This window comes from Formosa algae, from assembly GCF_001439665.1.
In the GTDB taxonomy this organism is placed as follows: Bacteria; Bacteroidota; Bacteroidia; order Flavobacteriales; family Flavobacteriaceae; genus Formosa; species Formosa algae.
Genome location: NZ_LMAK01000014.1, coordinates 225,929 through 245,449 on the forward strand (window position 1 = coordinate 225,929; position 19,521 = coordinate 245,449).

Annotated in this window: 23 protein-coding genes; 2 read left to right on the plus strand and 21 right to left on the minus strand. The window is 32.5% G+C overall.

The features are described 5' to 3' along the window. Position 1 precedes the first annotated feature (1 nt). Entirely contained in the window at positions 2–916 is a 915-nt protein-coding gene (locus AST99_RS05925; protein WP_057780173.1) for a glutaminase, read from the minus strand. Positions 917–1,074: 158 nt separating this feature from the next. Beyond that, a complete protein-coding gene (locus tag AST99_RS05930) occupies positions 1,075–1,587 on the minus strand; it encodes a VOC family protein (protein WP_057780175.1) in 513 nt (170 codons plus the stop codon). Positions 1,588–1,743: 156 nt separating this feature from the next. Here AST99_RS05930 and AST99_RS05935 point away from each other — a divergent pair, with 156 nt between their 5' ends. Continuing rightward, complete coding sequence (locus AST99_RS05935) at positions 1,744–2,022, plus strand: winged helix-turn-helix transcriptional regulator (protein WP_057780177.1); 279 nt, start codon at positions 1,744–1,746, stop codon at positions 2,020–2,022. A gap of 27 nt (positions 2,023–2,049) precedes the next feature. On the opposite strand, the gene AST99_RS05940 is transcribed toward AST99_RS05935, so the two are convergent. From AST99_RS05940 to AST99_RS05970, 7 genes are read right to left on the minus strand one after another with little or no spacing between them, the layout of a single operon-like run. Next, entirely contained in the window at positions 2,050–2,757 is a 708-nt protein-coding gene (locus AST99_RS05940) for an aromatic aminobenezylarsenical efflux permease ArsG family transporter (protein ID WP_057780180.1), read from the minus strand. Continuing rightward, entirely contained in the window at positions 2,758–3,195 is a 438-nt protein-coding gene (locus tag AST99_RS05945; protein ID WP_057780182.1) for a nitrophenyl compound nitroreductase subunit ArsF family protein, read from the minus strand. 3 nt (positions 3,196–3,198) lie between these two features. Continuing rightward, positions 3,199–3,888, minus strand: coding sequence for a formylmethanofuran dehydrogenase subunit E family protein (locus AST99_RS05950; RefSeq protein ID WP_057780183.1), 690 nt, complete (start codon positions 3,886–3,888; stop codon positions 3,199–3,201). Next, positions 3,885–4,859, minus strand: coding sequence for a permease (locus AST99_RS05955; RefSeq protein WP_057780186.1), 975 nt, complete (start codon positions 4,857–4,859; stop codon positions 3,885–3,887). Before AST99_RS05955 ends, AST99_RS05950 begins: the two co-directional genes overlap by 4 nt. Before the next feature lies 1 nt (position 4,860). Further along, positions 4,861–5,259, minus strand: coding sequence for an OsmC family protein (locus AST99_RS05960; RefSeq protein ID WP_057780188.1), 399 nt, complete (start codon positions 5,257–5,259; stop codon positions 4,861–4,863). A gap of 5 nt (positions 5,260–5,264) precedes the next feature. Next, positions 5,265–5,501 (minus strand): thioredoxin family protein, encoded by a 237-nt coding sequence (locus tag AST99_RS05965; protein WP_057780190.1) that lies wholly within the window; start codon positions 5,499–5,501, stop codon positions 5,265–5,267. A gap of 51 nt (positions 5,502–5,552) precedes the next feature. Beyond that, positions 5,553–5,858, minus strand: coding sequence for an ArsR/SmtB family transcription factor (locus tag AST99_RS05970; RefSeq protein WP_057780192.1), 306 nt, complete (start codon positions 5,856–5,858; stop codon positions 5,553–5,555). Positions 5,859–6,187: 329 nt separating this feature from the next. On the opposite strand from AST99_RS05970, the gene AST99_RS05975 reads away from it, so the two are divergent. After that, positions 6,188–7,075 carry an arsenite methyltransferase gene (locus AST99_RS05975; protein WP_057780194.1) on the plus strand — a complete coding sequence of 296 codons (888 nt, stop codon included), beginning with the start codon at positions 6,188–6,190 and terminating at the stop codon, positions 7,073–7,075. A 61-nt stretch (positions 7,076–7,136) separates the two neighbouring features. Here the strand turns inward: AST99_RS05975 and AST99_RS05980 are convergent, their stop codons facing one another. The 12 genes from AST99_RS05980 to cydB form a co-directional block, all read right to left on the minus strand. Next, the gene (locus AST99_RS05980) at positions 7,137–7,781 is read right to left on the minus strand and encodes a hypothetical protein (protein ID WP_057780196.1); all 645 of its coding nucleotides are present in this window, start codon (positions 7,779–7,781) and stop codon (positions 7,137–7,139) included. Between the two features lie 15 nt (positions 7,782–7,796). Further along, on the minus strand, positions 7,797–9,086 hold the full coding sequence (locus AST99_RS05985) for an alkaline phosphatase family protein (protein WP_057780198.1): 1,290 nt from the start codon (positions 9,084–9,086) through the stop codon (positions 7,797–7,799). A 393-nt stretch (positions 9,087–9,479) separates the two neighbouring features. Continuing rightward, positions 9,480–10,937, minus strand: coding sequence for an NAD(P)/FAD-dependent oxidoreductase (locus AST99_RS05990; protein ID WP_057780200.1), 1,458 nt, complete (start codon positions 10,935–10,937; stop codon positions 9,480–9,482). A 69-nt stretch (positions 10,938–11,006) separates the two neighbouring features. Further along, positions 11,007–12,128, minus strand: a complete 1,122-nt coding sequence (locus AST99_RS05995) for an ABC transporter permease (RefSeq protein ID WP_057780202.1) — start codon at positions 12,126–12,128, stop codon at positions 11,007–11,009. After that, positions 12,128–13,234, minus strand: a complete 1,107-nt coding sequence (locus tag AST99_RS06000; RefSeq protein ID WP_057780204.1) for an ABC transporter permease — start codon at positions 13,232–13,234, stop codon at positions 12,128–12,130. Before AST99_RS06000 ends, AST99_RS05995 begins: the two co-directional genes overlap by 1 nt. Positions 13,235–13,375: 141 nt before the next feature. Beyond that, positions 13,376–14,110: an ABC transporter ATP-binding protein gene (locus AST99_RS06005; RefSeq protein WP_057780206.1), complete on the minus strand. Its 735-nt coding sequence runs from the start codon at positions 14,108–14,110 to the stop codon at positions 13,376–13,378. Continuing rightward, positions 14,107–15,012 (minus strand): ABC transporter ATP-binding protein, encoded by a 906-nt coding sequence (locus tag AST99_RS06010; RefSeq protein WP_057780208.1) that lies wholly within the window; start codon positions 15,010–15,012, stop codon positions 14,107–14,109. The genes AST99_RS06005 and AST99_RS06010 overlap by 4 nt, the downstream gene beginning before the upstream one ends. After that, positions 15,012–15,905, minus strand: a complete 894-nt coding sequence (locus tag AST99_RS06015) for an HlyD family secretion protein (RefSeq protein WP_057780210.1) — start codon at positions 15,903–15,905, stop codon at positions 15,012–15,014. Before AST99_RS06015 ends, AST99_RS06010 begins: the two co-directional genes overlap by 1 nt. A gap of 4 nt (positions 15,906–15,909) precedes the next feature. Further along, on the minus strand, positions 15,910–17,160 hold the full coding sequence (locus tag AST99_RS06020; RefSeq protein ID WP_057780212.1) for a TolC family protein: 1,251 nt from the start codon (positions 17,158–17,160) through the stop codon (positions 15,910–15,912). 1 nt (position 17,161) lies between these two features. Next, a complete protein-coding gene (locus tag AST99_RS06025; protein ID WP_057780214.1) occupies positions 17,162–17,776 on the minus strand; it encodes a TetR/AcrR family transcriptional regulator in 615 nt (204 codons plus the stop codon). Positions 17,777–18,128: 352 nt separating this feature from the next. Further along, on the minus strand, positions 18,129–18,425 hold the full coding sequence (locus tag AST99_RS06030; RefSeq protein ID WP_057780217.1) for a hypothetical protein: 297 nt from the start codon (positions 18,423–18,425) through the stop codon (positions 18,129–18,131). Between the two features lie 17 nt (positions 18,426–18,442). After that, positions 18,443–19,519: a cytochrome d ubiquinol oxidase subunit II gene (cydB, locus tag AST99_RS06035; RefSeq protein WP_057780219.1), complete on the minus strand. Its 1,077-nt coding sequence runs from the start codon at positions 19,517–19,519 to the stop codon at positions 18,443–18,445. Between the last annotated feature and the right edge of the window lie 2 nt (positions 19,520–19,521).

Here is a 19,521-nt window from a genome sequence, read left to right on the forward strand (position 1 = left end):
ACTAAAATATAGACAATTTAGACTCTGTAGTGAAAGCTTCAAGAAATTTCATCCCTTTAAAAGAATTCCCATTTTTATTCAATTTTGGACTCCAAACTGCGATGGTATATTGATCGGGATGAACAGCTACAATACCACCCCCAACACCACTTTTTCCGGGTAATCCAACTTCGAAAGCAAATTCTCCCGACTCGTCGTAAAACCCGCAAGTTTGCATTAAGGCATTAATACGTTTTGACTGACGTTCGGTAAGAATTTCTTCTTTGCTATATGTACAACACCCATTGTTCGCTAGGAATAAAAACAGTTCAGAAAGTTCTTTACAATTCATCTCGAGAGAGCATAAATTAAAATAAAAATCTAAGACTTCGTCAGGTTCATTATTAATATTTCCTAATGACTTAATGAAATTACATAAGGCAATATTTCTGTAGCCTACTTTTTTCTCAGATTCGGCAATTTTACTACAATAATTAATGTTTGGATTATTAGAAATGCGTCTTACAAATTCTAAAAAGTCTTGTTTAGGATGATCTAATTCAGATACTAAGATGTCTGAAATGACTAAAGCACCCGCATTGATAAATGGGTTTCTGGGAATTCCATGTTCAACCTCTAATTGTAATAACGAATTAAAGGCATTTCCAGAAGGTTCTACATCTACACGTTCCCAGATTTTTTTTCCTAAAATTTTATAAGCAAGCACTAACGATAAAACTTTAGCAATACTCTGAATTGAGAATTTTTCAAGCGCATCTCCCATACCAAATCCTTGCTGATCCATTGTGGTAATATGTACTCCAAATTTTTCAGGATCTATATTTGCCAATTCTGGAATATACGCTGCTAAATGGCCTTCGTTTTCTATGCCTTTAACTTGATTGAAGCAGTCTGTAATAATATCTTTAAAATTCACGAGTCTTTCTATTTATTTGTAACTTATGTTAAGTTACGCTTAACAAAGAGCGAATGTAATAAATACAAACGGAATACAAACTATATGATGAATTTAGCACAAATTCTATGTTTTTAAAGCACTTGTCTACATCGGTTTGTATGTATTAATAATAAAGCTTATTTAGTATAAGCACCAGAAGAATAGGTTAACTCGTAACTGTGGGTGTAAATTTCGAATACAATTCCGAAAGGATCTTCTACATAACACATTTTAAAAGGTTTTTCTTCAGGGTAATAGGCTCTAATTGGCATACGTTGTTTTCCGCCGTAAGCCACAATTTTATCTATTAAATCTTCGATGTTTGGATCTTGAATACTAAAGTGGAATAATCCGGTGTTAAACGGACTAAACTCTGGTGCGTCTTTAACGCCATGAGGAAATGAGAAAATCTCTATACCAACACCATCTGAAGTCGAGAGGTGTGCAATTTCAAACGTCTCCCAATCTTCGCCAAACACATCGATACACATAATTCCTATGGCTGTGTCTTTTTCCTTTTTAATGGTTGACGGTTCCATTATGGTGTACCAGCCCATAACTTCTGTATAAAATTGTACTGCTTTTTTAATATCCGGAACGGTGATTCCTATATGTGAAAATGATTTTGGATAATCTTGTTTTACTGACATAATATCTAATTTAGAATACAAATTTAGATTATATTTGTCTGTTTGGCAAGTACTTACTAAAAAGTAGTATAGTTACCTAAAGTAGTAAAATAATGATTATCAAGTAAATAAAAATTAATTTTGAACAAAGAAAATAACTGTCCGCTTAATTACACCATGAATTTAATAGGTACAAAATGGAAGCCTTTAATATTATTTCATCTTTTAGAAGGCGATTTACGTTCTGGAGTTTTACAAAAACATATTTCTGGTATATCTAATAAAATGTTTACACAAACCGTTAGAGAATTAGAAAAAGACGGTTTGCTTTGCAGAACTGTGTATCCTGTTGTTCCACCAAAAGTGGAATATGGTTTAACGGCTCGTGGGAAATCTTTAGAAACTATTTTAAGAGGTCTGGATGCTTGGGGAGAAAAAGATTGGAAACAGTTATAATCTTAGTTAGTAAATAAAGGATTTAATCTAAAAGAATCCCATAAATATACTAACATAATACACACCTGTAAGTATAAAGACAATGCCCGCTAGAAACCGCATGATTTTCTCAATTTTTGTAATTCTACTGTAAAAAACACCAATTTTTCCAGCCGTAAAAGCCAATAGATAGGTGAATAAAATGACAGGTAATCCGGTTCCAAAAGCGAAAATTACAGGTAAATATAAGCCGTCTGCAGAAGTAATTGTCATGGGAATAAGCATACCAAAAAACAGAGCGCCACTATATGGACAAAAAGCTAATGCGAATACCACACCAATTATAAAAGCACCTAAAAGCCCTTGATCTTTAAATTTATTGGTGAATTTTTCTTGAATATTAGATGTCTTGAAAAAAGGAATTTTAATAACGTTTAGCATGATGAGTCCAATAAGAATTAATAACGGACCTAAATATTTTTCGCCATGCTGATTAAAGAACCGTGCCACATGAAATTTATTGGCTCCGAAATATAAAATTATTCCAATAACCGTGTAACTAAATGCTCTTCCTAAAGCATAGAGTATGCCACTTAAAAACACGTTACGCTTGCTAGAAATCTGTTTAGAGATATATGCCGTTGCCGTGATATTGGTCGCTAATGGGCACGGACTAATAGCTGTCATTAGTCCGAGTACAAAAGCCGATAATATGGGAATGTTGTATTGCGCTATTAACAATTCTAATACATCCATTTATAATGTATTTAAGGCTGTGTTAATTTTAGCTTTCAATCCTTCAGAAAAAGCTTCTTGATCGGTACCATTCATAAAGGCAAATTCTGTTAAATCTATGTGTTGTTCTTGTCCGTTAGTAATTACATTTAATATTAAAGCAGTTCCTGCTGCTTCAAATTTTTCAGCAATAGTTGCATTGCCTTTATCATCTACATTAATGACTTGAAACGTCACTTTATTGTCTTTTAATTCATTTGCAAAATAGGTGTCCAAAGTATATTTTGTATTGGCTTCTATAGCTTTACACGTCATACATCTGTGTGTAGAGTGGAAGTCCATCACTTCTATTTTAGATATAGATTGGTCTATAGTTTGGTCTGGTTCCTTTGTTTGTGTGTTGCAGGCCGTTAATAAAAAAGAAAAGATTAAAACGACTAAAAAATTGATTGCTTTCATAGTTTAAAAAATTAATGAGTTACAAGTAGATTTATTTTTGTTGAGGATATCGGTTTTTGTATAATCGTGTTTTACTAACGGATTCCATTTAAAATTTGTGAGTTCGGTAACTGTAAAATTGGTTTCAGAATCTGTAGTGAGTAAATGTTGTGAAAATTGATTTTCTAAAGTTTTAAGTGTCTCTAAATCGCAAGATGAAAGTGTACCTTTAATGGCTTTAGCACCCATAAAATCTATTTCTGGAGGTTTAACACCCAGATTCATCTGGATTCTTACGGTTATTAGATTGTCTATTCTTTGCATAATGTAAAATCCATTTGTTATTGAATCATCTACATAAAAGGAATTGTATTGATAACGTCCTCCGGTAAGATAGATGGCCGCATCTGTAAGGCAAGGCGAACTTTTGCTAACTATACGCGTGTTGGTTCTGTCTATAATTCCATTAGGATATAAGACATGCATTCCGGCTTTAATTCCTAAAAAACCTTGAACAAGTCCGTCGCATAAATGTCCATGATAATGTTCTAAACCCTGAAGATTTATGTCGTGTTCTAGAGTTAACTGTCCTTTAGAAAAATCGGTATCTAGTACAGTAATTTTTGGTGTTGTAGTCTGATTTTGTTGTTCATGACCTTTGGACTGACAACTTATTACTGTACTTAAAATTAGTATCACTACAATATTTTTCATAACACCATATTAAATAAGAATCCAGAAAATATGATGGCAAGTGTTACTACACCAAAGAAGATGGCAATTAACTTTAAAGACATTACTTTTTTAAGTAAAGTAGCCTCAGGCAAGGATAAACCAACAGTTCCCATCATAAATGCAATAGCAGTTCCTAGTGGCACACCTTTAGCAACAAAAACTTGAATAATAGGTACAACACCTGCTGCATTAGCATACATAGGTACGGCAAAAATTACAGCTAGAGGAACAGTCCACCATTGGCCACCACCTAAAAATTCATTAAAAAAGTTTTCAGGAACATAACCATGCATGGCACCACCAATTGCGACACCAATAATAATATATAAAATCACGCCTTTTATAATGTCCCAGGCACTCTGTGTAATTTCTGGCAACCGTTGTTTAAAGGTTCGTTTTTCTTCTTGGTAATGGTCGTGTTGATTTTTTTGAGCCATGATATTTTTAACCCAATCGGAAAGTAGGGGTTCTAAATTAAATTTACCTAAAACCCAACCACCAACAGTTCCTAATATAATACCAGAAACAGTATAAATTAAAGTCGCATTTACACCAAACATACCTAAAAACATAGCTACAGCAACTTCATTGACTAAAGGCGATGTGATTAAAAAGGAGAAGGTGACTCCTAGCGGAATTCCGCCTTGTACAAAACCAATAAATAGTGGTACAGAAGAGCAAGAACAGAAAGGGGTTATGGCTCCGAAAATGGAAGAGAATAGATATTCTAATCCATAGAGTTTGTTTTTATTCAGGTAGTTTTTTAAGCGTTCTATTGGGAAATAGGTATTCACAATTCCCATAATGAATACGATTATAAACAATAGAATTAGGATTTTAATGGTATCGTACACAAAGAAATTTAAGGTTGATCCTAAGTGTGTATCTGCTCCAATATTTAAAACAGAATAAATTAACCAGTCTGCGAAATGTTGTAACCAATCAAACATTTTAAAGCGTTTTTATAGTTCCAGTAATGGCACAAGATAATTTTACTGTATTATAAATTGTACCGTGTTTCTCGATGTTTTTTTTTAGTAAATCTACATTCAGCTTTTCATCGGTGCTGTAAATTTTCAAATCATAATGTATGTTCTCCATCCTTGGCGGATGCTCTAAACGCGCTGCTTGGACATGTACAGTTGCTTTTGTATAACTAAAATTCATCATTTTAGAAAAGCGTTCTACATTTTTAAGCATACATGCAGAAAAAGAACCTAAGAATAGTTCTGCAGGATTTGGTAAAGTGTCTGCAGTTTCGGGTGTCGTACCAAAATCTATTCTTGAAGATTTGATATGGATCTCTGCATCCTGATTTGAAACTGAAGATGCGTTGATTTGGTAGTTCATGGCTTTTATTTTAGAAGATCCAATACTTCAGTTTTTGATGGCACTCTACCTTTTATAGTAATGACATCATCAATTACCAATGCAGGTGTGGTCATGACATTATAGGTCATGATTTTCATGATATCTTCTACTTTCTCAACGGTTGCATCTATATTGTTTTCAGAGATTACATCTTTTACAACGCCTGTCATTGCTTGACATTTTGGACAACCTGTTCCTAAAATTTTAACTACTTTACTCATAATATTACTATTTGTTTATCGCCAATAAACGATATGATTATTAAAAAAATATCAATCAAAAAACTGTTGAAATAGTGATTTAGCCAACTTCCAATTGTCTTGATTAATACAATATTTGATTTTAGGGGATTTTAATTCACCTTGGATCAATCCCGCATTTTTTAATTCTTTAAGATGCTGAGAAATTGTAGACTGTGCTAAAGGGAATACCTCGACTAAATCGCCTGTAAAACAGCAAGACTGTGCGTCTAAATGTTTTAAAATGGCAATACGTGTGGGGTGTGCTAAAGCTTTAGCAAATTTTGCTAGGGCTTCTGTGTCTTCTTTATACTCAATATGTTCTAAACTTCTTTTCATATCTTATATCGCAAATATACGATTTGTTTTTTTATATTATTGTGACTTATGTCACATAAACAGTTTTTTTATAAAAATAAATAAAATAAAAATTCTAAATATTAAAACATATACACCATGATTTAGTTGGGTTTGACGATTATTTTTATTCATTAAACATAACTTTAAAACGTAGTGATATATCTTTTTTTCACTATGAATTCATTTGAAAACACAATTATTAATCGTAATATTACAATGAATAGCTGTGACTCATATATTAAACATTTTGAAATATATATTCAGAGTTATAATAGACATTAGTTGTACGTAAATTAAAATTAAATATCATGAGCAAGAAACAAGATTTAAAAGACATTGTAAAGGCACGATATGCTAAAATAGCAGCACAAGACAAAGCAGAGAATGCTTCATCCTGTTGTGGCGCAACGCCGACTACAAACAAAGTGTATAATATTATGATGGATGATTATTCTGAAACTAAAGGATATGTAGCAGATGCAGATTTGGGTTTAGGTTGCGGATTACCTACACAATTTGCTAAAATTAAAGCTGGAGATACTGTAATTGATTTAGGATCTGGTGCAGGTAACGATTGTTTTGTAGCTCGACATGAAACCGGTACAACAGGTAAAGTGATTGGTATAGATTTTACGCCTATAATGATAGAAAAAGCCAGACTTAATGCAGAAAAGTTAGGCTACAATAACGTTGAATTTAGAACAGGAGATATAGATAATATGCCTGTAAATAATGATGTGGCAGATGTAATTGTGAGTAATTGTGTACTTAATTTAGTGCCAGATAAACAAAAAGTTATACATGAAATTTACAGAGTTTTAAAACCTAACGGGCATTTTAGTGTTTCGGATATTGTACTTACAGGAGAACTTCCTAAAGCCTTACAAGAAGATGCCGAAATGTACGCCGGTTGTGTTGCAGGTGCTATACAACGCAGTGAATACTTGAAATTAATCGCTGATGAAGGCTTTAAAAATATTCAAATTCAAAAAGAAAAGCCGATAGTTATTCCTAATGATATTTTAAGTAAATATATCTCGGAAGCCGAAGTAAATGCTTTTAATAATGGTGGTGCAGGTATTTTTAGTATTACCGTATATGCAGAAAAACCTGAAACTTTTGAAACCCCAAAGCCATTAGACTTTTCTGAAGCAGATACAACAAGTTGTTGTTCTCCATCTGCAGGATGTTGCTAAAGTATGTAAGATTATTTATTAAGCACTAGATATATTAAGCAATAAAATCTAGTGCTTTTATTTAAGTATCTATCTGTGGTGTAGTCCCTCTTTTATCTATCTCTAATGCAATGTTATAAAACGTTCTAAAATCTTTACTATTGTATTTTGCTCGCATAGCCGATAACACATCTACCAAACTTAGACTGCACCAATCCCAAAGCATAGTATCAAAATTATATTTGTACATCTGTGAACCAACTTCTTTGCGTATAGCCTCAACTTCTGTAATATGTATTCCGTTTTCTGCTAGTTTTTCGGTGATTCTTTTTTCATCTTCAGGCGTAAATTCAGTGTCTAAATAAGGTTCCAAAATCCAATCCCAATTCCATCGGTGTTTTACTAATGGAATATGATGTTGTTTGGCAAATTGTTTTAAGGCATCTTTTTGAGAGGAAGATATAAAAATAATATCCTTTTCGATTTCTAGACTACAGATTCCAAAATCTAGACTGATAGCATCAATTGTATGGGGTAAAATGCGTTTATTAGGATAGGCTATTGAAGGTTCAAACGGATATTCTGTAATAAGAATATGGTGTTCTGAAATTTCAGATTGACCAACTCCACAAAGTAACATTTTAACATCTTTATATTTTGTGTTATAAAAATCGTCTAAAACGGACGTTTCTGCCTTCGATTTAAATATATGTTTAAAGAAATTCAAGTGTTTAGAATAAAATTAATGTTCAGAATTTAAAACCGATTGTATGGTCTCTAAATTTCCGTCGACATCACTAGGAACCTTAAGGTCTAAAATATCACACATTAAAGGATAGATATTAATGTTTTGAGTGGACGGTATAACGAAGCCCGATTTAAATGCAGGACCATTGGCGTAAAAAATGCCATGCATATCTTTTTGTTTCGGATCGTATCCATGCACACCAACAGCTTTTATGCCGCCATTCTTCATATCTTCAATACGTTGCGTTTTAGAAAAGTAATAGCCATAATCGGGTATAATTTGTATTTTCCCCCAATCTTTATTTTGAGGTGAATATTCAAAACCAGGCGTATTTTCCGTTGTATAGACTTTAAAATGATGTTCTTTTGGTTTCAATTCTTCTAGTATTGCATCAATAGAAACTCCAGTATTGGGATGAATATCGAGTATGGCACCATTATCTACAATGGTATATAATTCCGTAATAGTAAGCATTTCAATCGGTAAAAAATGAGAGGCTTCTACGGTTGTCATTCCGTGATCTGAAACAATTATAATATTTACATCAAGACCTGTAGCTGCAACACCATCAAATAAATCACCTAAATTTTTATCTAAATGCATTAATGCACGTTCTAGTTGTTCATGATTATCTGGACTATAACGGTGCCCTATATCATCCATATCAGAGAAATACATGGTAATTAAATGTGGACGTTCTTTTTCAGGTAAGGCTAGCCATTTTAAGGATTCTGAAACCCGTTCTTCATTTTTAATTTTACTATCATAACTATGATAATAAGTGGGATGAATACCCTGAATGTTGGCTTCTGTTCCTACAAAAAAGTAACTGGCCGAGACCATATCTGCTTTGTCGGCTAGTACCCAAATAGGTGTGCCTCCATAAAATTCGCCATCTTCAACTTGCGCTCTATTTCCTATGCTATAGTTGGTGTTTTTTTTGTAACTATAAAATGAATTTCCGATAATACCATGTTTATCCGGATACATTCCGGTTGCAATAGAGTAATGATTTGGAAATGTTTTAGATGGAAAAGCAGGAATAAGCGATTCTGCTTTTACACCATTTTCTATAAACTTAGTTAGATGTGGTGGTTTATATTGATCGACATAATCCCAACGAAAACCATCTAAGGATACCAAAATAACATAAGGTTTCTTTATAGATGCTTTAGAATTGGTTGTTAAACTCGTAGAGTCTGTTACGGTTTTACTTGATTTACATGAACTACATATAAAAGGAAGTAGTACTAAAAGTAGGAGGTAAGTAACTTTTTTAGTCATGGTATGTTTATAAGGGATATACTGAATGCTATACAAATTTAAACATATTTTTACATCCTAATTTTTTAAGAACTTAAAGTTATATTAAATATAACGCTAACTTATTTTTTGAGAGGAGTTCGGGTTCCGCCATGGCCACCAGCAACTATAACCATAATCTTTATACTGAGAATGATAAATTTGAAAAACTGAAGCACTGGATTCATCATTCTAAATCGCATTCTAGGTGATATTCTTTGCATGATTTTATTCTTTTTTAAATGTGTTTTGGATGTTAAAACTTTGAATAGAAATTCTCTTTTTTAATCCATTGATTTGTGTTTAATTATTATTCTAAAATCACTTTACTTAAGTTTGATGCCTATTCCGGAATCACTTTATTAAGTTTGATTCCTATTCCGGAATCAACCACCAAAATGGTTTCATTTTTGCTTTGTATAAGAAGGCATAATGTAGCATGAGTTTAAGCCAATGCCCTGCTAACCCTATGGCTCCAAAGGTTTTTCCTAAATGTCGACCATGCGAATCTGGATATTTTACAAAATCAGGTACAATAGGGTAAGTAGTTATACTCACACCGCTTCCGTTCCAGAATCCAAATCCAGCAGAAGCAATACAAGCTGCCCCCATATTTCCCATAGAACCTTTATGGTTTAGGGATGCTTTACCGTTTTTAATGCTGTCTATAATATTCTCGGCTACTAATTTGGCTGTAATTCCTGATGGCATTCCTGTTCGTGGTGGAGCAGGAGCAATTACAGTCCCATTTTTACTGGTTCTGGGTTTAGAAATGGCATGTGGTGGTGCAAATGCAATTCCAGGCGCAAAGATGTTTGTATAACTAGGGTTCTGATAGGTTTCTGGCCAATCTTGAACTTTCCATTCTTCGTAAGGTTTTGGTGTGTAGTCAGCATCAACAATCATAAAACCTTTAAACAGTTTTTCTGTGATATCGTGTTCTTGCTTATCATAAGCTTTAAACCCATGTCCTGAGAATGCAGGAATAAGCATCGCAAAATCGTAGGTTTCAGATTTTTGTTCACCATCTAAGTTTTCGTAATGCGCAATACCGTTTTCAATTTTATTTACGGCTACACCTAAAATCCATTTAATGCCTCGGTCTTCAAAAATCATTTCAACCAATTCACTAGATTTCATAATCATGTCTCCATAACTCATCAAGACACCATCCATTCCAAAATCACCTAATTGGTATTCGTTAGAAATCCATGTTACTTCTGCCATGTCTCTAACTTTATGTTTACGTAATTCTTTTTCTACATTTAAAATGTATTCAAAAGCAGCACCTTGACAGGTCGATTTTGCATGTCCTGTACCAATTAATATTTTAGCTTTTTTACCTGCTTTCATGTGCTGTATGGCAGCATTTAATCCTTTCCAAGCGTGTTCTGCATGCGAATAGGTACAGACAGAATACGTTTTGTGTTGTCCTGGAATTAAACCTTCTGTAGCTTCAAAATTTAATTTTGGTCCCGTGGCATTAATAAGGTAATCGTAAGTTACTTTTTCTATTTGTCCTTTGTTAGATCCGTTTACATATTCTGATAATACATAAGGTTTTTCTTCTTTAGAGTCGCCTTCAGGGTGAAATGAAACGACTTTAGCTTGCTTAAAAGTAATCCCTTTCTTTTTATATAAAGGCGCTAACGGAAACAAGATTTTTTCAGCTTTCATTCTTCCAATACCAACCCAAATATTAGACGGTACCCATTGGTAATTACTGTTAGGAGATACTACGACTACTTCGTGTGTATTGGATAGTTTTCTGCGCAAATGTGTTGCTGCAACATGACCGGCAATACCTGCACCTAAAATGACAATTTTAGACATATTATTTAATTTTAATTAAAGGTAACTTCAATTAAAACTCTAAACAGTTACTTTGGTTACATAGGTTATTTAATTTGTCTTTTTATAACTCCAAACGGCAAGACCATTCATAATTAAAGCATAAAGTGTTGTTTTTAAAAGATTTGGTAAGATGTCTGAAAAGCCAGAACCTTTTAACATAACCATACGAATAACCTCGACAAAATATTTTACAGGATTAAATTCTGTGAGGTGTTGTGCCCATTTAGGCATACTATCTATGGGCGTAAATAGTCCACTCATAAGAATAAAAATCACGACAAAAAACCAAGAAATAAACATAGCCTGTTGCTGGGTATCTGTAAAATTAGAAATGAATAATCCCATTCCTAAAACAACTAAAATGTAAATAGACGTGTACAAATAGAGTAGAGGTAAACTTCCTAGAAAGGGAATGTTAAATATAAGTCTTGCGAGAACTAAACCTACAGTTAATAATCCCATACCAATAACCCAAAACGGAAATAATTTACCGATAATAAACTGATTTTTTTTAATAGGTGTTACATTAATTTGCTCTAACGTTCCTATTTCTTTTTCGCGAACAATATTCATCCCCGATAAAAATAAAGTAATCATGGTAACCAATAATACTAAGATTCCTGGCACCATATATGTTTTATAGTTTAAGGTTTCGTTATACCAAAATAACGGAATGGTTTCTATAATTTCAGGTTGTACGAATTGATCTGACGTTTGTGTTAATTCTACTTTTAAACGCGTATTAAAACGTTGAATAAGTTGCGTGACATATACATTTTCTACTCCGGCAGCTGCACCATCAATGGCATTTATAGTAATGCCTAAAGTATTGTATTGGTCTTTTTGTAGGTCACGTTCAAAATATAAAGGAATATTTAGAAGAACATCTATATCACCTCTTAGTATTGCCGAACTAGCTAAATTTTCTGAAGGATAATGTCTAATTACATTAAAATAAGATGAAGCATTAAAAGTCTCTATTAAAGCGCGAGATGTTGAGGAATGATCCTGATCTATATAACCAAATTTAATGTGATTTACTTCAAAAGTTGCCGCATTGGATAATATAATGAGTTGCATTATTGGCATTACAAAAATGATAGGGAGCATCCCTTTATTTCTAAAGATTTGTTTGAATTCCTTTTGAATGATGTATAAAATCGTTTTCATTATTCTAATCTGATTTTATAATTCTTTACGCTTAATACGATAAAAAACACAGTCATTCCTATTAAAATTAAAGTCTCTTTCCATATAAATTGAATGCCTACACCTTTTAGCATAATGCCTTTTATAATGATGATAAACCATTTTGCAGGAATAATATTACTTATAAGCTGAAGCGGTAAAGGCATGCTTGAAATGGGGAATATAAAACCGGATAACAAAATTACAGGTAGCATTAATCCCATTAAAGAAATCATCATTGCGGTTTGTTGAGTTTCTGAAATAGTTGAAATTAAAATACCCAAAGACAATGCTGTAATAATAAACAATACACTTTCTAATCCTAATAATAAAATACTACCTTGAATAGGCATTTTAAAAATAAATAGACTTAATGTAACTATAATAATAGCATTTATAATGGATAGAAATATATAAGGGAAAACTTTACCTACAATAACCTGAATGGGTTTAATTGGCGAAACTAGAAGGATTTCCATAGTACCTAGTTCTTTTTCTTTGGTTATAGAAATAGACGTCATCATAGCCGAGACTAACATTAAAATGATGGTCATTACGCCGGGAACAAACATATATACACTCTTTAACTCTGGATTAAACACCATTCGTGTTTGAGGTATAATTTGGTAGTTTAAAGTAATATCTTGATTGATTTCTTTTTGATACTGAATAAGGATCGCATTTAAATAATTACTAATTGTGTTTGCAGTATTTGGGTCTGTGGCATCTGTGATTAATTGAATGGACGCCTGATGTTCTTTAACGAGTTTTTTGCTAAAATCATTTTCAAAATTTAAGACGGCTTTGATTTTTCCTTTTTTAAAGATAGCTTCTATATCAGATTCTTTTTCAATATATTGATTGATATTAAAGTGTTTAGATGCTGATATTTTATTAATAATTTCTGTTGTATTGATATCTTTAGCATGATCTAAAATCGCAATATCAACGTTGTTGATTTCATTGGTGATGGCGAAACCAAATAACATAATTTGAGCGATAGGCATCCCAAAGAGGATAAATAAGGAACGTTTATCTCTAAAAATATGGTAAAATTCTTTTGTTATGAAGCCTTTAAATCTTTTCATCTTTTATTCCTGAGATAACAGGAATCTTTTTAATTAATACTTTTATTTTCTATGGATATTACAGAGGTTAATTTTTTATAATCTATTTAACTTTTTAAAAACACCTTTGGTGAGGATATCTATATTATACCGTTTTCAATATTATTCTGTATGTCTCGCTAATTTCAAAAACACATCATTCATATGTTCTACTTTAAATTGTGCTTTCAGTTTTTTAGGTGTGTCTAAAGCTTCAATTTTACCATTCACCATAATAGAAACGCGGTCACAATATTCAGCTTCATCCATATAATGTGTGGTAACAAAAACAGTGGTGCCTTGGTTCGCTGCTTTGTAAATCATTTCCCAAAACTGCCGTCTGGTAATAGGATCTACACCACCGGTGGGTTCGTCTAAAAACACAATTTTAGGATTGTGTAGTAAAGACACTGAAAACGATAGTTTTTGTTTCCAACCCAATGGTAAAGCACCAACTAACTTGTTGGCCACATCTACTAATCCTAATTCTTCAATTAAATGTTTAGATTTTTCTTTTATAATTTTTCTAGATAATCCATAAATACCTCCAAAAAATGCAATGTTTTCTTTTACAGTTAAATCGTCGTACAAGGCAAATTTCTGACTCATATAACCAATGTTTTTTTTGATGTCTTCGGCGTGCTTATAGACATCAAATCCAGCGATAGTGGCTTCACCAGAAGTGGGTTTTGAAATGCCAATTAACATTTTCATAGCGGTAGTTTTTCCTGCGCCATTTGCTCCTAAAAACCCAAATATTTCTCCCTTTTTAACTTCAAAACTTATCGCATTTACAGCTGTAAAATTGCCAAAGGTTTTGGTTAAACGTTCTACTTGTATAACATTTTCGTTGCTCATGTTGTTGCTAATTCCATAAATGTATCTTCTATTGTAGGCAATGTTTTTTCAATTTTAATTTCAGACAAACTTTTAGATTCCAGATATGCTTTTAAATCTGCCATATTAAAATCTGTTCTGCTATCTGTATAATGTACAAATGCTCCAAACGGATACACACTATGCTGATGTTTGTACTGTTTAAGTACATTTATAAGCTGATACATGTTGTGAGCACTCACATTATAAATATCTTTTTTATGGTGTGAAATCATTGCTTTTGGTGTATCAATTTGTAAAATTTCACCATCTTGTATTAGTGCTATTCTATCGCATAATGCGGCTTCATCCATGTAGGGAGTAGATACTAAAATGGTAATGTGTTTTTGTTGTAAACGCTTCAGCATTTCCCAAAATTCTTTTCTTGAAACGGGATCCACTCCCGTTGTGGGCTCATCTAAAAACAGAACTTTAGGTTTATGTATTAATGCACAACATAATGCCAATTTTTGTTTCATACCACCTGATAATTGCCCTGCACGACGGTTTTTGAAAGGTTCTATTTGAACATATATATCTTTAATAAGCTCGTAATTTTCTTCCAGAGTTGTATTAAATATCGTAGCGAAAAAATTTAAATTTTCTTCAATAGTTAAATCTTGATATAACGAAAATTTTCCGGGCATATAACCTACACAGTTTCGAATATCCTTATAGTCTGTAACCACATCAAAACCGGTAACGCTAGCAGTTCCCGAATTTGCTTTGAGTAATGTGGTTAAAATTCTAAACAGTGTTGTTTTACCTGCACCATCTGGACCAATTAGTCCAAAAAGCTCTCCAGATTTCACATTAAAAGACACGTCTTTTAAGGCTTCGACATTCTTATAAGATTTTGATATGTTGGTTACCGTAATACTCATTAGTTTGCGGTTAACCAAAGTTCTGCTGGCATGCCTATTTTTAGACTACCATCGTTAATAACTTTTACTTTTACAGCATAAACCAATGCGATTCGTTCTTCTTTAGTTTGAATTATTTTAGGTGTAAATTCTGCTTCTGAAGCCACCCAACTAATTTTTCCATCGTACGATTTCATGCTATCTTCTCCATCTATTTTAACGGTTACAGACTGACCAATTTTAATGTTTGCTAACTGAGTTTCACTAATATAAACTCGGAGTTCCATATGTTGTAAATCTGCAATTTTATAAAGCGGTTTTCCAAAGGCTGTAATTTCATTTGTTTCAGCATATTTAGTTAAAACCGTTCCGTTTATGGGATTCACAATTTTACTTTTTAAAATTTGATCATCAATTAGTTTTAATTGCACATCTATAGTCTTTAATTCGTTAACTACGGGAGCATTCTGTATTTCTATACTTTTAATCTGATTATTAATAACATCTATTTCTCCATTTACATTATCTAATTGCTGTTGTGTTGCGGCACGATCTTTAATTAAATTTTGTGTACGGATTTTATTTGTGTTTGCAGTTTTTAATTTAGACTTTAAAACGGCTATCTGAGATAAAACACCTCTAGATTTAGAACTTATTACTGCTTTGGAAAGGTGTAATTGTTCGCGCTCTAATGCCAACGGTATAGTATCTATATAGCCAATGTATTGTTCTGCTTCTAAGAGGTCGCCCTCTTCGAGATTAAACTGCAACAGTTTGCCTTTGTTTTCTGCTGAGATCGTGATTTCTGTCGCTTCAAAATTGCCATAACCATCTGCTTTTTGGTCATCGTTTCCGCAAGCTAGTAAGCTCAAAGCCGCTAGGTAGAGCCCGAAAATATATATATTATGTTTCATTTTATTATTGCCCTTTAATGATGTTATAATTCGCTTTTGCCAGTTCTAACTGAATTTTATGTGCAGCCAATGTCTGTTCATCTTCATATAAATTAGTAAGTTCTATAAGGTATGCAGATGCTGTAATAACACCGTTTTGTAACTGTGAAGCTGCTGTTTGCAACACGGTTTCTCGTAATGTAACAATCTGTTTATCCGAACTAATAAAATCCTCAATTTTATTAATTTCGTCTTGTTGCTTGTTTAGTTCTATATTGGTGTTAAGTTTAAAAATCTCAGTTTCATTTTCAATGATATCTTTTGTAATCGATAAAGATTCTCGTTGTTTTTTATTTGCATTCCAATCGAAAACATTCCAGTTTAGTTTCAATCCAACGGTATAAAAAGGTTGAAAGGAATTATCGAGTATATTTAAACCTGGATTCCCATAACCACCTGTTGCAAATCCAAGTAATTTAGGAGCATTCTGTTTTGAAATTAAGTTTTCCGAATTTTCAATTTCATCTTTTTTAAGTTGAAATACATCCAATTCTGGTCTGCTAATTTGATGTTGTATATCGTGCACTACAATAGGAGTTTCAAATACAATTGAAGCATCTAATGGAAACGTGATTAACGTTGAAAGCGTCTCTATAAGTGTCTTTTTATTACTGTTTACAGCTTTGGATTGCTGATCAACCTTTAATAATTCAGCTTCTAACACATTATCTGAACTTGGTACTACACTCCCGTTTTTAATACCAGATTGAATTTCTTTTAGTTTCGCTTCAAGTAATGTGTGTTTTGCTTTTAATAATGCATCTGATTCTTGTGCTAATAAGATGGAAAAGTAAAGTTGATTGATTTGTAATTTAAGTTGGTATAATTGGACTTCAATTTGTTTTTGTTTGGTTTTAAGTTGAGCCGATTTTAAATCTAATGCAGCAGTTGTAGCACCACCATTATAAATAAGTTGATTTACAGTTACTGTAGCACGGTATTGATCTTTGTTTAAAGGTTCAACTCCTGACATGGCAACAGGAAATTCAATGACTTCTGATTGGTATGTAGCATAGGCATCTAAATCAATTTTTGGTAATTTAGAAGTAGAAATAACAGCTGCTTCTAATTTATTTTGAGCTTCTAAAAGCTCTGTTTGCTTCACCAATGGGTAATTTTGGGTCACTAATTGGTAACACGTTTCTAAAGAAATTTGCTCTTGTGCTTGTATTTGGAATGTAAATAAGACTAATAATATACAGCTTAGATATTTCATGTTAATTCTTCTTAATGGCGTTAATAATAAAGCTGGAGACTTCGGTTTCTCGTTCAGCCATTAATTGGCTATAAGTTTCATTTTCCGAATTTGTAAAAGCCATTAATAAGGGCTTGGCGAGAAATGGAAATACATTTAATGCCATAATATTAATAAATAACTGTTCTGCACTAATGGGCTTTATAATGCCTGCTTGTATGTCTTTATTTAATTGATATTTAAACTTATCCAGATTAGGAAAATTTGGGTTTTCTTTCATTTTTATCATAAAATCAGGATTCCGATTGAGTTCTTGAATGATAAAATTTGGGATATACGGATGTTGAAGTATAAATGAGATATAACTTGATGTAAAGTTTTTAATTTTATCTTCAATAGACGATTCATCATTTAAAATAGCCTTTAACTGTGGTGCTAATAATGAAAAAGCATTGTTAAATACAGCTTCAAACAATAATTGCTTACTTCTAAAATAGTAGTGTAACATGGCTTTGTTAATTCCTGCTTGATCTGCAATTTCTTGCATTCGAGCCCCGTCCATTCCTTTAGATTGAAATACAAATTTTGCAGCTTCTAATATTTGTTGCTCTGTGTTTTCGTCTTTCGATTTTTTCATGTTAACTATTTAGTTTAACCATTTGGTTAACAAAAATACAAAAAATAATCAAACGCGTTGAATTTGATTATTTTATATTTATAATAAGATGTTAGTGTGTAACTTAAATTACATTGTGTATATCTTAGACGTTGTACTTTTAGGGTACTAATTTAAACCGTTTATCATGCGAGGAGATTCTAACACCACGATGTATATTATTGCAGGCATTGTAATGCTGCACTTTATTGTTGGCTTTATTTGGCTTATTTATAAACTCACGAATAATAAAAAAGACTAATCGTATCTATACCATGTTTGTAATTAATTATAGACCTTGATACTTGGGGCTATAATATGTATAGAAAAACTATCAAGCATTTAACTTTTTATAGAGTGTTTTAGCTAGTATTAGTCCGAGTATTCCGCCTAAAGCAGAGGTGATACAGTTTACAATAAATAATGTACTATGAAATGTTCCGTCTGCCATAATAGACCAAGGATCGAAACCTAATCTACCAAAAGTTTTAATAAAAAATATACTCCCAAAAACACCAGCTAATGTATTTCCTGTAAAGCCAAACGTATACTTATGCCTAAAAGCTCCGTATACGTTTGCAGCAATAATACCTATAAAAATACTAATTAATGAAATTAAAGTACCAGTCATAATTGTGTGATTTACAATTAGTGTTCACCATAACCTACATCATCCATTTTTCCGTTAAATACTTTGTATTGTATAAACATATAAGCGGCGACTAAAACTGCAGCAATAACAAACCAATACACACCAACATTTAGTCCGTATTCATGAGCAGCTACATTATATAAAGTTAAATCTGGATTAATGTTATTTGTTGAAGGCAATACTTTTGGAAAAATAGAAGCCACTGTAGATGTTAATCCACCAAATAAAAACAAGGAAGAATATACAAATCCGACACCATGCTTTTTAAATGATTTAACTTTAAATAAACCAAATAACCCAGTTAAAGTAATGATAGGGAAAATGGCTAACCATGGATCTGTAATGAAATTTCGGAAGGGTTCAGGGTCTATGATGTGCCAAATTGCAATTGAAATGATAACTAAAGCTAAGAGTACAAAATTTAAATAAAAGACAACTTTTTTTAGTTTTTCATTTAAATCGGAATTGGTTTTATAAATAATCCAATTGGCACCATGTATGGTTAAAGCAACCACACTAATAATACCTAATAATAAAGTAAACCAATCGATAACACCGAGTTCTTCGGAGTGCGGACTAAAACTAGGGTTCCATAGTGGTAGAAAGAAATAATGCGCTTCGTGTGTTGAAACTCCATCTACAACACCACCTAAATTTACACCACGAACTATATTGCCTAATGCGACACCAAAAAAGAGAGCGAGTAACAAACTAGATATACCAAAGGCTTTATCCCATATGGCTTCCCACATTTTGTTGTGAACTTGGCCTCTTAACTCCAGACCAATGGCTCTAAATATAAGTAACCATAAAATCATCATTAATGGCAAATAAAACCCACTAAACGATGATGCATAAAGCGTAGGGAATGCAAAAAATAACACCCCTCCAGAAGCTATTAACCATACTTCATTGGCATCCCAAAACGGACCAATAGCATTTGTAATGGCTTTTTTATCTTTTTCTGTTTTAGAAAAAAATAAGTGAATAATGCCTGCTCCAAAATCGTAACCATCTAAAATTACATATACAGCTAACATTGTCATTAAAACGATATACCAAAATAATTCCATTC

What these genes read in the sequence shown, in the direction of transcription:
- AST99_RS05930 (WP_057780175.1), bottom strand. Translation starts at nt 1,587, where the DNA reads ATGTCAGTAAAACAAGATTATCCAAAATCATTTTCACATATAGGAATC.
- AST99_RS05935 (WP_057780177.1), top strand. Translation starts at nt 1,744, where the DNA reads ATGAATTTAATAGGTACAAAATGGAAGCCTTTAATATTATTTCATCTT.
- AST99_RS05940 (WP_057780180.1), bottom strand. Translation starts at nt 2,757, where the DNA reads ATGGATGTATTAGAATTGTTAATAGCGCAATACAACATTCCCATATTA.
- AST99_RS05945 (WP_057780182.1), bottom strand. Translation starts at nt 3,195, where the DNA reads ATGAAAGCAATCAATTTTTTAGTCGTTTTAATCTTTTCTTTTTTATTA.
- AST99_RS05950 (WP_057780183.1), bottom strand. Translation starts at nt 3,888, where the DNA reads ATGAAAAATATTGTAGTGATACTAATTTTAAGTACAGTAATAAGTTGT.
- AST99_RS05955 (WP_057780186.1), bottom strand. Translation starts at nt 4,859, where the DNA reads ATGTTTGATTGGTTACAACATTTCGCAGACTGGTTAATTTATTCTGTT.
- AST99_RS05960 (WP_057780188.1), bottom strand. Translation starts at nt 5,259, where the DNA reads ATGAACTACCAAATCAACGCATCTTCAGTTTCAAATCAGGATGCAGAG.
- AST99_RS05965 (WP_057780190.1), bottom strand. Translation starts at nt 5,501, where the DNA reads ATGAGTAAAGTAGTTAAAATTTTAGGAACAGGTTGTCCAAAATGTCAA.
- AST99_RS05970 (WP_057780192.1), bottom strand. Translation starts at nt 5,858, where the DNA reads ATGAAAAGAAGTTTAGAACATATTGAGTATAAAGAAGACACAGAAGCC.
- AST99_RS05975 (WP_057780194.1), top strand. Translation starts at nt 6,188, where the DNA reads ATGAGCAAGAAACAAGATTTAAAAGACATTGTAAAGGCACGATATGCT.
- AST99_RS05985 (WP_057780198.1), bottom strand. Translation starts at nt 9,086, where the DNA reads ATGACTAAAAAAGTTACTTACCTCCTACTTTTAGTACTACTTCCTTTT.
- AST99_RS05990 (WP_057780200.1), bottom strand. Translation starts at nt 10,937, where the DNA reads ATGTCTAAAATTGTCATTTTAGGTGCAGGTATTGCCGGTCATGTTGCA.
- AST99_RS05995 (WP_057780202.1), bottom strand. Translation starts at nt 12,128, where the DNA reads ATGAAAACGATTTTATACATCATTCAAAAGGAATTCAAACAAATCTTT.
- AST99_RS06000 (WP_057780204.1), bottom strand. Translation starts at nt 13,234, where the DNA reads ATGAAAAGATTTAAAGGCTTCATAACAAAAGAATTTTACCATATTTTT.
- AST99_RS06005 (WP_057780206.1), bottom strand. Translation starts at nt 14,110, where the DNA reads ATGAGCAACGAAAATGTTATACAAGTAGAACGTTTAACCAAAACCTTT.
- AST99_RS06010 (WP_057780208.1), bottom strand. Translation starts at nt 15,012, where the DNA reads ATGAGTATTACGGTAACCAACATATCAAAATCTTATAAGAATGTCGAA.
- AST99_RS06015 (WP_057780210.1), bottom strand. Translation starts at nt 15,905, where the DNA reads ATGAAACATAATATATATATTTTCGGGCTCTACCTAGCGGCTTTGAGC.
- AST99_RS06020 (WP_057780212.1), bottom strand. Translation starts at nt 17,160, where the DNA reads ATGAAATATCTAAGCTGTATATTATTAGTCTTATTTACATTCCAAATA.
- AST99_RS06025 (WP_057780214.1), bottom strand. Translation starts at nt 17,776, where the DNA reads ATGAAAAAATCGAAAGACGAAAACACAGAGCAACAAATATTAGAAGCT.
- AST99_RS06030 (WP_057780217.1), bottom strand. Translation starts at nt 18,425, where the DNA reads ATGACTGGTACTTTAATTTCATTAATTAGTATTTTTATAGGTATTATT.
- cydB (WP_057780219.1), bottom strand. Translation starts at nt 19,519, where the DNA reads ATGGAATTATTTTGGTATATCGTTTTAATGACAATGTTAGCTGTATAT.